Below are 14,052 nucleotides of genomic sequence, written 5' to 3'. Positions count from 1 at the left end.
CTTTGGTATTTCGATTGTTCTTTCGGCACTGCTGCGTAGGCAAGGTGTAGAGCGTGAATGAGGACAAGCTCCGCGAGTACCTGAAGCGAGTCACCGTCGATCTGCACGAGACGCGCGAACGGCTCCGCGAGCGCGAGGCGGCGGACCACGAGCCGATCGCCATCGTGTCCATGAGCTGCCGGTACCCCGGCGGCATCCGCTCCCCCGAGGATCTGTGGGAGCTGCTGTCCGCAGGCGAGGACGCCGTCACCGGGTTTCCGGAGGACCGGGGCTGGGACCTCGAGGCGCTGTACAACCCGGACCCGGACGCGCCCGGCACCAGCTACACCAGGAAAGGGGCGTTCCTGCACGACGCGGGCTGGTTCGACGCCTCGCTGTTCGGCATCTCCCCGCGCGAGGCACTCGGGATGGACCCGCAGCAGCGGTTGCTGCTCGAGGCGACCTGGGAGCTGTTCGAGCGCGCCGGTATCGCGCCCACCTCGGTGAAGGGCGCCGCAGGCGGGGTGTTCGTCGGTGCCGGGCTCTCCGGGTACGCCACCGGGCTGCGCAGCGTTCCCGAGGACGTCGAGGGGCACCTGCTCACCGGCATCTCCGCCAGCGTCGCCTCGGGCCGGTTGTCCTATGTGTACGGGCTGGAGGGTCCTGCGGTCACCATCGACACCGCCTGCTCCTCCTCGCTGGTGGCCCTGCACTTGGCCGCGCAGGCCCTGCGCAGACGGGAGTGCGAGTTCGCGATCGCGGGCGGGGTGGCGGTCCTGGCCAATGCGGGCTCGTTCGTCCAGTTCAGCAGGCAGCGCGGCCTCGCGGTCGACGGCCGATGCAAGGCGTTCTCCGATGACGCCGACGGCACCGGCTGGGGTGAGGGCGTCGGCCTGCTGATGGTGGAGCGGCTCTCCGACGCCCGCGCCAACGGGCACGAGGTGCTCGCCGTGCTCCGAGGCTCGGCGTTGAACCAGGACGGCGCGTCGAACGGGCTGACCGCGCCGAACGGTCCCTCCCAGGAACGGGTCATCCGCCAGGCACTGATCGATGCCCGGCTGGCCGCCGCCGATGTGGACGCGGTGGAGGCACACGGGACCGGGACGACGCTGGGCGACCCGATCGAGGCACAGGCGCTGCTGGCCACCTACGGCAAGGACCGGCGCGCCGACCAGCCGCTCTGGCTCGGCACCCTGAAATCGAACATCGGGCACACCCAGGCCGCAGCCGGGGTCACCGGCGTCATCAAAGCCGTGCTGGCGATGAAGCACTCCACACTGCCCAAGACCCTGCACGTGACCGAACCGACCTCACACGTGGACTGGTCCACCGGGAACGTCGAGCTGCTGCGCGAGGCGCAGGCCTGGCCCGCGACCGAACGCCCGCGCCGGATCGGCATCTCCGCCTTCGGGGTCAGCGGCACCAACGCGCACGTCATCTTGGAACAGGCCCCGGCGGCTGTCGCGGACGCCGAGAAGGCAGCGGATTCCCGGCAGGCCGTGGGTTCCCGACAGGCAGCGGATTCCGAGACGGCGACGGCTGCCGAGAAGCCGGAGCCGTCGACCGAGCCCGCTGCGCTCGTCCCGCTTCGTGTCTCGGCGCGCTCCTCGGCGGCGCTGTCCGCGCAGGCGGCCCGCCTGCTGTCCTTCGTCGAGCAGAGCCCCGGACTGGCCCTCACGGACCTCGGTTACTCCCTCGGTGTCTCGCGCGCGGAGTTGGAGCATCGTGCGGTGGTGGTGGCTGCCGATCGGGTGGGTGTGGTGGCGGGTCTGCGTGCGGTGGTGGCTGGGGAGAGGCATCCGTCGGTGTCGTCGGGTGTGGCTGGGCGGGGAAGTGGCTTGGCCGTTCTGTTCTCGGGTCAGGGTGCGCAGTGGGTGGGGATGGGTCGTGGGTTGTATGGCGCGTTTCCGGTTTTTGCGGATTCTTTTGATGCGGTGTGTGCCGCTTTTGATGGGTTGTTGCCGGGTGTGTTGAGTGAGGTGGTGTTCGAGGGCTCGGATTCCGATTCCGATTCTGGTGCTGGTTCTGTGTTGGATCGGACGGTGTTTGCGCAGGCTGGATTGTTTGCGTTTGAGGTGGCGCTGTTCCGTTTGGTGGAGTCGTGGGGTGTTCGTCCGGATGTGGTGACGGGGCATTCGCTGGGTGAGATCACTGCTGCGTATGTCGCGGGGGTGTTCTCGCTGGAGGATGCGTGTCGTCTGGTGGCGGCGCGGGGTCGGTTGATGCAGGCGTTGCCCGCTGGTGGGGTGATGGTGGCCATCGGGGCGGCGGAGGACGAGGTTCGTCCGGTGCTGTCGGGTGTGGTGGATGTCGCGGCGGTGAATGGTCCTCGGTCGGTGGTGGTGTCGGGTGCCGAGGATGCGGTCGCGGTGGTGGAGCGGCATTTCGCCGGTCTGGGTTGTCGGACTCGTCGTTTGGTGGTGTCGCATGCGTTTCACTCGGCGTTGATGGAGCCGATGTCGGCTGATTTCGCGGCGGTGGCGGAGTCGGTGGATTATCGGCCTGCGGCGCTTCCCCTGGTGTCATTGGTGTCGGGTGAGATGGCCGGGGAGGAGGTCTCGACCGCTGGTTATTGGGTGCGGCATGTGCGGGACTGTGTTCGGTTCGCCGATGGCATCGAGACGGTGCACCGCACCGGGGTGACGCGGTTCCTGGAGTTGGGTCCACAGGCAGTGCTCACCTCGATGATCGGCGAGATCGTCGAGGACGCCACGGCCGTGCCCGCCCAACGCAAGGACCGGCCCGAGGCCGAAACGCTGCTGGCCGCCGTGGCCGCCCTGCACACCACCGGCACCCCGTTGGACTGGGCCGCACTGCTGCCTGGCGCCCGACGGATCGACCTGCCCACCTACGCCTTCGAGCGGGAACGATACTGGCTCGCCGGTTCCGAGCCCGCCGCCGCCGCTGCCGAGGACCCGTTCTGGGACCTGGTGGCCGACCGGGAGCTCGCCCGCGCCCTCGGGGTGGCCGATGACGCGCCGCTCGACCAGGTGTTGCCCGCCCTCGCGCAGTGGCACCGCGAACGCGAATCGCTGTCCACCGTGGACTCCTGGTGCTACCGGATCTCCTGGGCGCCGCTCGTCGTCGAGGACCTACGCCCCGCCGGTCGCTGGCTGCTGATCGTCCCACCGGGGCACACCGGAGCCGACTGGTCGACCGCGCTTGCCGACGGTCTCGCCGCCATCGGCGCTGAACCCGTGGTGCTCGAACAGCCGGGAGCGACAGCAGACCGGGAGACCGTCGCCGCAGCCCTGCGGGCGCACACCGGGCAGAGCTTCGCCGGGGTGGTCTCGCTGCTGGCGCTGGACGAGAGGCAGCACCCGGATCATCCGGGACTGACCGTCGGTCTTGCGGCCACCACCACCCTCGTGCAGGCACTCGGGGACACCGGCGTGACGGCGCCGCTGTGGCTGCTCACCGACGGCGCGACCTCCGTGGGTGAGCAGGACCCGGTGCGACACCCGGTGCAGGCCGCGCTGTGGGGCCTCGGCGGCGTGATCGCGCAGGAGCACCCGGACCGCTGGGGCGGGCTGATCGACCTGCCCTCGGCGACCGACGAGCGCGGCATCCGCCGGGTGCTCACCGCCCTGGCTCAGGGCGAGGAGAACCAGATAGCGGTCCGAGGCACCGGACTGCTCGCCCGTCGTCTGGTTCGGGCGCCGAGGCTCACGGCTGGTCCGGACGGCTGGCGAGGCGGTGGCACGGTGCTCATCGTCGGCGGTACCGGTGCGCTCGGCGCGCACGCGGCCCGCTGGTTCGCCCGCAACGGCGCGGAACACATCCTGCTCGCGAGTCGCCGAGGTCCGGACACTCCCGGCGCCGCCGAACTCGTGGCGGAACTGACCGATCTCGGAGTCCGCGCCGACGCCCTCGCCGGTGATGCGGCCTCGACGGAACAACTGCGCGCGGTGCTCGCGGCGGTACCCCAGGACGCCCCGCTCAGCGCCGTCGTGCACGCCGCAGGCGTACTCGACGACGGCGTGCTGGCCGGACTGAGCACCGACCGCCTCGCCGCCGTGATGGAGGCCAAGGTCCAGGCTGCGATGAACCTGCACGAGGTGACCTCGGGTACGGATCTCTCGGCGTTCGTGCTGTTCACCTCACTCGCCGGCGCGGTGGGTGCTGCGGGGCAGGGCGGCTACGCGGCGGCCAACGCGGCACTGGACGCCTTCGCGCAGTGGCGCACCGGACAGGGCCTGCCTGCCACCGCGATCGCCTGGGGCAGCTGGGCGGGGACTGGAATGGCCGCCGACGAACTGGCGGCCCAGCGCACCCGGCGCGGCGGGGTGCTGCCGATGTCGCCGGACCTCGCGGTCACCGCGTTGGGCCGGGCGGTCTGGCATCCCGGCGCCGATGTGGTCGTCGCCGATATCGACTGGAGTCGCTACACCCCGGTGCTCTCCCGCACCCGCCCCAGCCCGCTGCTGCGCGAGCTGCCCGAAGCCGCAGGCGTCGTCGCCCCGGCCTCGTCGGCAGCGGATCTCGGGCTCCACGAGGTGCTGGCCGGCCGAACGCAGGCCGAACAGCACGCGGCGCTGCTTGAACTGGTCCGGGCACAGACGGCCGGGATACTCGGCTACTCCGGTTCGGCAGCGATCGACGCGGACCGGGCCTTCCGTGATCTCGGCTTCGACTCGCTGACCGCCGTCGAGCTGCGCAACCTGCTCGGCGCCGCGAGCGGCCTGCCGCTGTCCGCCACCCTCGTCTTCGACTATCCGACCCCCGCCCTGCTGGCTGGCCACCTGGCCGAGCAGATCGTGGGAACAGGCGGATCGGCAGCAGCGCCGTCCTCGGCCCACGCCGAGACCGGCGAGCCGATCGCGATCGTCTCGATGAGCTGTCGTTTCCCAGGCGGGGTGCACAACCCCGACGAGCTGTGGGAGCTGCTCGCCACCGGAACCGACGCGATCGCCGGCTTCCCGCGCGACCGAGGCTGGTATGTCGATTCGCTCTACCACCCTGATCCGGACCACCCCGGTACCAGCTACGTCGCCGAAGGCGGCTTCCTCGATGACGCCGCCGGGTTCGACGCCGGCTTCTTCGGGATCTCGCCGCGCGAGGCACTGGCGATGGACCCACAGCAGCGACTGCTGCTGGAAGGCTCCTGGGAGCTGTTCGAACGCGCAGGCATCGATCCGATCGACGTGCGCGGCAGCCGGGCAGGTGCCTTCGTCGGCACCAACGGGCAGGACTACCAGCTGGCGCTGATGGGCGCCGTCGACGCAGGCGAGGGGCACTCCGGCACCGGCAACGCGGCCAGCGTCGTCTCCGGCCGGGTCGCCTACGCCTTCGGGCTGGAGGGCCCGGCGGTCACGGTGGACACCGCGTGCTCCTCCTCGCTGGTGGCGATGCACCTGGCGGCGCAGTCGCTGCGCTCGGGGGAATGCGATCTCGCACTCGCGGGCGGGGCCACGGTGATGGCCACCCCGGGTGCCTTCGTGGCGTTCAGCCGACAGCGCGGACTGGCCGCCGACGGCCGCTGCAAGGCGTTCGCCGAGGCGGCGGACGGTACCGGCTGGTCAGAGGGCCTCGGTTTGGTGCTGCTGGAACGGCTGTCCGACGCGCGGCGCAACGGGCATCCGGTGTTGGCGGTGCTGCGGGGTTCTGCGGTGAACTCCGACGGCGCCTCGAACGGCCTGACGTCGCCGAACGGTCCCTCCCAGCAGCGGGTGATCCGGCAGGCCCTGGCGAACTCCGGTCTCGACGCCTCGGAGGTGGACGCCGTCGAGGCACACGGGACCGGGACGAGCCTAGGCGATCCGATCGAGGCGCAGGCGCTGTTGGCGACCTACGGGCGGGATCGGCCGGACGGACAGCCGTTGTGGTTGGGCTCGGTGAAGTCGAATCTCGGGCACACGCAGGCTGCGGCGGGCATTGCCGGTGTGATCAAGATGGTGCAGGCGATGCGGCACGGGGTGTTGCCGAAGACGCTGCACGTGGACGCGCCGTCCCCGCACGTCGACTGGTCCTCCGACGCGATCGCGCTGCTGACGGAGCAGACCCCGTGGCCTGTGACCGACCGGCCGAGGCGGGCCGGGGTGTCCTCGTTCGGGGTCAGCGGCACCAATGCGCACCTACTGCTCGAGGAGGTACCTGCGGAGCCGGGAGCCGAGCCGGTGCGGATGCCGGTGTCGGTGACGCCCTGGGCGGTCTCGGCGCGATCCCCGGAGGCGCTGCGGGCGCAGGCCGCGCGACTGCGGTCCTTTGTGGAGGATGCTCCGGAGATCGATCCTGTCGACGTGGGCTGTGCACTGGCGACCACGCGATCGGTGCATGCGCATCGCGCGGTGGTGATCGGCGGCGACCGCGAGGAACTGATCGCAGGCCTGGGGGCGCTTGCGGACGGCCGTGTCGATCCACGGGTCGTGACCGGCATCGCCGCCGGGCCCGGCCGCTTGGCCGTGCTGTTCTCCGGTCAGGGTGCGCAGCGGGTGGGGATGGGCCGGGAGTTGTACGGCGCGTTTCCGGTGTTCGCGGAGTCTTTTGATGCGGTGTGTGCGGGTTTTGACGGGTTGTTGCCAGGTGTGTTGAGCGAGGTGGTGTTCGAGGATTCCGATTCCGGCTCTGGTTCTGTTTTGGATCGGACGGTGTTTGCGCAGGCTGGTTTGTTTGCGTTTGAGGTGGCGCTGTTCCGTTTGGTGGAGTCGTGGGGTGTTCGTCCGGATGTGGTGACGGGGCATTCGTTGGGGGAGATCACTGCTGCGTATGTCGCGGGGGTGTTTTCGCTGGAGGATGCGTGTCGGCTGGTGGGGGCGCGTGGTCGGTTGATGCAGGCGTTGCCCGAGGGTGGGGCGATGGTGGCGGTGGCGGCGTCGGAGGACGAGGTGCGGCCGCTGTTGTCGGATGTGGTGGGTATTGCGGCCGTGAACGGTCCGGGGTCGGTGGTGGTGTCCGGTGCCGAGGTCGCGGTGTCGGCGGTGGCGGCGCATTTCGCCAGCTTGGGTCGCAAGACTCGCAGGCTGGTGGTGTCGCATGCGTTCCATTCGCATCTGATGGATCCGATGTTGGTGGAGTTCGCCGGGGTGGCGGAGGGTGTTCGGTTCGAGTCGGCGCGGCTTCCGGTGGTGTCGTTGGTCTCGGGTGAGGTGGCGGCCGAGGAGATCTCGACCGCTGGTTATTGGGTTCGGCATGTGCGGGAGTGCGTTCGGTTCGCCGACGGTATCGAGGCTTTGCACCGTACCGGGGTGACACGTTTTCTGGAGTTGGGTCCGCAAGCCGTGCTCACATCGATGGTCGCTGAGATCGTCGGTGATGCCACGGTGGTGTCTGCGCTGCGCAAGGACCGGCCGGAGGCCGAGACCCTGGTCGGGGCGATGGCCGCCCTGCACACCACCGGCACCCCGCTGGACTGGGCCGCACTGCTGCCCGGTGCCCGGCGGATCGACCTGCCCACCTACGCCTTCCACCGCCAGCGCTACTGGCCAGAACCCGCCGCCCACTCGACAACCGAATACGACACCCGAACCGACGGTGCCTTCTGGGCCGCCGTCGAGGAACAGGACCTCGACGCGCTGGCAGGCACCCTGCGGGTGGACCAGGCGCCGCTGCGGGACGTGCTGCCCGCCATGAACGCCTGGCGTCGCAGGCTCGCCGCACAGTCTGAGTTGGAATCCTGGCGCTACCGGGTGAACTGGCAGCCGCTGCTGGACCTCGGCCCCGACACCCCCGAAGGCGAGTGGCTGCTCGTGGCGGGAAGCGCTGCCGAGGACACCGACGCCATCGCCGAGGCACTGCGCGTGGGCGGTGCCACCGTCACCCCGCTGTGTCTCTCGGACGACGACCTCGCCGAGGCACTCACCCGCGACACCGCGCAGCAGATCATCCTGGCCGACCCCGGGGTGGATGAACTGCTCACCGTGCTGCATCTCCTGGACACCGAGGACTCCCGGGCGCAACTGTGGGTGCTGACCCACGGCGCCGTCACCACCGGGCGCTCCGATCCGCTCTCCGACCCAGAACGGGCCCAACTCTGGGGCCTGGGCCGGGTTGCGGCGCTCGAACAACCCACCCGCTGGGGCGGGCTGATCGACCTGCCTGCGAACCTCGACCGGCGCGGCCTCGCCCGGTTGTGCCGAGTGCTCGCGGACGGCACCGAGGACCAGGTCGCCATCCGAGGATCCGCCGTGCTGGGCCGCAGGCTCGTGCCCGCACCGCTGGCCGGGCCTGCAACCGGTTGGTCGCCGCGCGGAACAGTGCTCGTCACCGGCGGCACCGGCGGGCTCGGAGCGCACATCGCCCGTTGGCTGGCCCGCTCCGGAGCCGACCACCTGGTGCTCACCAGCAGGCGCGGGCCTGCCGCGCCGGGCGCCGCCGCCCTCACCGAGGAGCTGACCGGACTCGGTACCCGTGCCGAGGTCCTCGCCTGCGATGTCACCGACCGCGAGGCGCTCGCCGCCCTGACCGCCCGGCTGGCGGCCGAGGGCACCCCGGTGCGTGCAGTGGTGCATGCGGCCGGGCAGACCGGACTCCGGTCGCTGGCCGAGACCTCCGTTGCCGATCTCGCCGAGATGATCCACGCCAAGGTCACCGGGGCACGCCACCTCCATGAGGTGCTCGCGGACACCGAACTCGATGCGTTCGTGCTGTTCTCCTCGATCGCGGCGATCTGGGGCAGCGGAGGCCAGGCGGCCTACGCCGCAGGAAACGCCTATCTCGACGCGCTTGCCGAGCATCGCCGGTCCCTCGGCCTCGCGGCCACCTCGATCGCCTGGGGACCGTGGTCCGGCGACGGGATGGCCGCCGCTGACGGAGCCGAGGAGGCCCTGCGCCGCCGAGGCCTGCGCCCGATGGACCCCGACGCCGCCGTCACCGCACTCCACAGCTCGGTGGAGCACCAGCTGACCACCACCGTGGTGGCCGATGTGGACTGGTCCGCCTTCGCACCGGGCTTCACCGCCCTACGAGCCAGCCCGCTGCTGGCAGGCGTCCCCGCCGCAGTCGAGGCCGTCGCGGACGGCGCATCGGGTGGTGGAACCGGCGACCGGTTGCGGCAACGGCTGGCGGGCCTGCCTGCCGCCGACCGGGACAGGGCGATCGACGAACTGGTCCGCGAACAGGTGGCCCTGGTGCTCGGCCACCGCGACGCGGCCGCGATCGCCCCGGAACGCGCCTTCTCGGACCTCGGATTCGACTCGCTGACCGCCGTGGAACTGCGCAACCGACTGACCGAGGCCACCGGGCTCGCGCTGCCGACCACCCTGGCCTTCGACCACCCGAACTCCGCCGCACTCGCCCGCCTGGTCCGAACGGAGTTGCTCGGCGAGGACGGCCCGACGCCTGCCGGACCGGTCATCGACACCGCTGGCGACGAGGACCCGATCGTCATCGTCGCGATGAGCTGTCGGTTCCCCGGCGGGGTCCGCTCCCCGGAAGACCTGTGGCAGCTGGTGGTCGACGGCACCGACGCGATCTCGCGGTTCCCCGAGAACCGAGGCTGGGACCTCGCAGGCCTCGGCGGAAGCGCGGCCGAGCGGCAGGGCGGCTTCGTCTACGACGCCGACACCTTCGACCCCGGCTTCTTCGGGATCTCGCCGCGCGAGGCGCTGGCCATGGACCCGCAGCAGCGGCTGCTGCTGGAATCCTGCTGGGAACTGTTCGAACGCGCCGGAATCGACCCCACCGCCCTGCGCGGCAGCGCGACCGGGGTGTTCATCGGCGCCGGTTCCTCCGGGTACGGAGCCGCGCTGACCGAGGTCCCCGACGGTGTCGCGGGACACCTGCTCACCGGCAGTGCGAGCAGCGTTGCCTCCGGCCGGATCGCCTATCTGCTCGGGCTCGAGGGCCCCGCCATCTCCTTGGACACCGCCTGCTCCTCCTCGCTGGTCGCGCTGCATCTGGCCGCCCAGTCGCTGCGCGGCGGGGAGTGCGAGCTCGCCGTCGTCGGCGGGGTCACCGTGATGTCCACTCCCAACGCCTTCCTGGAGTTCGGCCGCCAGGGCGGGCTTGCCCCGGACGGCCGGTGTAAGGCGTTCTCCGACGAGGCCGACGGCACCGGCTGGTCGGAAGGGGTCGGCCTGCTGCTGGTGGAGCGGCTGTCCCAGGCGCGGCGACTGGGCCACGACGTACTGGCCACCGTGCGCGGCTCCGCCGTCAACTCCGACGGCGCCTCGAACGGCCTCACCGCCCCCAACGGTCCCGCGCAGCAACGGGTGATCCGCCAGGCCCTGGCGGGCGCCGGCCTGGAATCGTCCGAGGTGGACGCCGTCGAAGCACACGGCACCGGGACGGCCCTCGGCGATCCGGTGGAGGCACAGGCCCTGCTCGCCGGGTACGGCCTCGGCCGCGAACCGGAGCGGCCGCTGTGGCTCGGGTCGATCAAGTCCAACATCGGACACACCCAGTCGGCGGCCGGCGTCGCCGGAGTCATCAAGATGGTCCAGGCCATCCGGCACGGCCTGCTCCCGGTGACGCTGCACGCCGACCGGCCGACGACGAAGGTGGACTGGTCGGCAGGCGCGGTGCGGCTGCTCACCGAACCGATGTCCTGGCCCGAGACCGGCAGGCCGCGCCGTGCTGCGGTCTCCTCGTTCGGGATCAGCGGCACCAACGCGCACACCATTCTGGAACAGGCGCCCGAATCGCCGACCGGTGTCGAACCGGCCGACCGACCGGACCGGCCCGCGCCGTGGCTGGTGTCCGCCCGCACCGCCGAGGCACTGCGGGCCCAGGCCGCGAACCTCCTTGCGGGCATCGGCGAGGCGGACCCGGCCGATGTGGCCCGCACGCTCGCGCACCACCGCGCCACGCTGGAGCACCGCGCGACGGTGTCGGGCGCGAACGGCGGCGAGCTGACGGCCGGGCTGCGTGCCCTCGCCGAGGGCGAGCAGACCGCCGGTGTGCTCACCGGGATCGCGCGACCGGGCGCCCGCGCGGCCTTCCTGTTCACCGGTCAGGGAGCGCAGCACGCCGGGATGGGCCGGGGACTGTATGCCGCCTCCGAGGTGTTCGCCGAGGCCTTCGACGCTGCGGCCGCCTACCTGGATGCCGAACTGGACCGCCCGCTCGCCGAGCTGGTGTTCGCCGAGCCGGGATCACCGGAGGCCGCGCTGCTGGACCACACCGGCTACGGCCAACCCGCGCTGTTCGCCTACGAGGTGGCGCTGTTCCGACTCGCCGAAGCACACGGCCTCAGCGCCGATTACCTGGTCGGCCACTCCATCGGCGAACTGGCCGCAGCGCACGTCGCGGGGGTGTTCTCCCTGGCGGACGCCTGCCGGGTGGTCGCCGCCCGAGGCAGGTTGATGCAGGCGCTGCCCTCCGGCGGTGCGATGGTCGCGGTGCAGGCCACCGCCGACGAGGTGCGGCCGCTGCTGTCGGGGATCGCGGCGCAGTCCGGGGCCGAAGTGCCGGCTGGAGCCGAAGTGCCGGCTGGAGCCGAAGTGCCAGGGGCCGCCACCCTGGCGGCGGTGAACGGTCCGGCCTCGGTGGTGGTCTCCGGTGACGAGGACGCTGTGCTGGCGATCGGGGCGGAGTTCGCCGCCCGAGGCCGGAAGGTGCGCAGGCTGCGCGTCTCGCACGCCTTCCACTCGCCCCGGATGGAACCGATGCTCGCCGATTTCGGCCGCGTCATGGCCACCGTGGACTTCCAACCGCCCCGGACGGCCGTGGTGTCGACGGTGACCGGTGCACCCGCCACCGAGGCCGAGCTGTGCTCACCCGGCTACTGGGTCGAGCAGGTCCGGGCCACCGTCCGCTTCGGCGATGCCGTCTCCTACCTGGACTCCGCTCAGGTCACCCGCTTCCTCGAACTCGGCCCGGACGCCGTGCTCACCGCGCTGGCCGCCGCCGGACTGCCTGCGAACCAGGAGCGGTCCTTCATCCCGGCCGCGCGGGCGGACAGCACCGATGAGCAGGACACCTTCACCGCCGCGCTGGGCGCCTGGCACGTGCACGGCGGCCGGGTGGACTGGACTCCCGTCGTGAGCGGCGGCAGGCGGATCGCGCTGCCCACCTACCCCTTCCAGCGACAGCGGCTCTGGCTCGATCCGTCGGTGCCGACAGCCGCCGCCGAGGACACGGTGCTCTGGGAAGCCGTGGAGCGGGCCGACCTCGCCGATCTGACCCACACCCTGGGATTGACCGAGGACGCCCCGCTCGGCGAGGTGCTGCCTGCGCTGAACTCCTGGCGACGCAGGCTGCACGATTCGTCCACCGCGGACTCGTGGCGCTACGACGTCGGGTGGTCCCCGCTCGCCGCACCCGGCGAACCCGTGGCACTCGGCAGCTGGCTGCTGATCGAACCGGAGTCCGCCGACGAGTACCTGGCCGAGGTGACCGCCGAACTGACCGGTCCTGCGTCCGACCTGGTTCGGTTGGCGCACCGGGATGCGCTGGACGACCCGGCGAAACTGGCTGCCGCAGCCGAAGGCGTGACCGGAGTGCTCTTCCCCGCAGGCTGGCAGGGCGGCGCCGAAGCCGATGCCCTGCTGGCCCTGCTGCGGGCCCTTGCCGGGGCCGGATTGGGAGCGCCGCTGTGGTGCCTCACCCGGGGGGCGGTCGGCACCGGGCCGGGCGACCCGGTCACCGATCCGGGGCAGGCCATGGTGTGGGGCCTGGGCCGGGTCGCGGCCCTGGAGTTCCCGCGTGGCTGGGGCGGCCTGATCGACCTGCCTGCTACCCGGGACCAGGGCGTGCTGCGCCGGTTGCCGGGCCTGCTGTCCGGCGCAGCAGGCGAGGACCAGCTTGCCGTGCGGTCCGCCGGGGTGTTCGGCAGACGTCTGGTCCGGGTGGGTGCCGCGACCGGCGGCCCGGAGTGGGCGACCCGCGGCACCGCGCTCGTCACCGGCGGGACCGGCGCGCTGGGCGGGCAGGTCGCCCGCTGGCTCGCAGGCGGCGGCGCCGAGCACCTGGTGCTCACCAGCCGCCGAGGCCCCGGATCTCCCGGTGCGGAGGAACTCGCCGAGGAGTTGCGCGGGTACGGCGTCAGGGTGACCCTCGCGGCCTTCGACGCCTCGGACGCCGAAGCGCTGTCCGCGTTGTTGTCCGGGCTGGCCGAACAGGGCGAACAGGTCCGGGTGGTGGTGCACGCTGCCGGGGTGTCCGAGGTGAACACCCTCGCCGAGACCTCCTCCGACCAATTCGAACGGGTCCTCGCGGCGAAGGTGGCCGGGGCGCGCAACCTCGATGCCGCCTTCGCCGACACCGAACTCGACGCCTTCGTACTCTTCTCTTCCATCGCGGGCATCTGGGGCAGCGGCGGGCAGGGCGCCTACGCGGCGGCCAACGCCTACCTCGACGGGCTCGCCGAACTGCGCCGGGCCCGAGGACTCAGGGCCACGGCGGTTGCCTGGGGACCGTGGGGCGGCGGCGGCATGGTCTCCGGTCCGGAGGCAGCGCAGGGGCTGGAACGGCTCGGTCTGCGACTGCTGGCACCGGAGCTCGCGATCCTCGCGTTGCGCCGCAGCCTGGCGGAGGACCGAACCACGGTGACCGTGGCCGATGTGGACTGGTCCCGGTTCGCCGCCGGTTTCACCGCGTTGCGGCCCAGCCCGCTGCTGGGCGAGCTTCCCGAGGTGGCGGCCGCGCTGCGGGAGAAGCAGCCTGCGGACACCGGCTCCGGATCGGCACTGCGGGCGGCGCTCGCCGCAACGGAACCCGGCGAGCGGCACGGAATGCTGGTGCGACTGGTCCGCGAGCAGGCAGCGGGTGCACTCGGGTACCACGACGCACACGAGCTCGACGTGGAACGGGCCTTCGCCGATCTCGGCTTCGACTCGCTGACGGCCGTGGAGTTCCGCAACGCGCTGACCGCCGCCACCGGGCTGCGGTTGTCCGCCACGCTCGTCTACGACCATCCGACACCGGCCGCACTGGCCGGGGAGCTACTCGCCGGAATTCTGCCGGAATCGGCGGAACCGGCCGACCCCGCCGAGGCCGAGCTGCGCCGCGCCCTCGCGGGGATACCGCTGGAGCGGTTCCGCAAGGCGGGCCTGCTGGACACGCTGCTGCGACTTGCCGATGGCGACGCCGCCGGTGCGGACGCCGGTGCGGGCGAGGAGTACGACGACCTCGACGCCGCCGCCCTGATCGAGCGGGCGCTCGGGGCGTCCCCGACCGCGCGAGTGGAGGGATGAG

Annotated in this window: 1 protein-coding gene; it reads left to right on the top strand. The window is 71.8% G+C overall.

The window, feature by feature from the left end:
• Window positions 1–53 precede the first annotated feature (53 nt).
• Window positions 54–14,051 carry a type I polyketide synthase gene (locus tag UA74_RS33655; RefSeq protein ID WP_075741079.1) on the top strand — a complete coding sequence of 4,666 codons (13,998 nt, stop codon included), beginning with the start codon at window positions 54–56 and terminating at the stop codon, window positions 14,049–14,051.
• Window position 14,052 lies beyond the last annotated feature (1 nt).

It is taken from the genome of Actinoalloteichus fjordicus, assembly GCF_001941625.1.
Taxonomy (GTDB): Bacteria; Actinomycetota; Actinomycetes; order Mycobacteriales; family Pseudonocardiaceae; genus Actinoalloteichus_A; species Actinoalloteichus_A fjordicus.
Note: the sequence above shows the minus strand (reverse complement) of the source record. Positions and strands in the feature narration are given on the sequence as shown.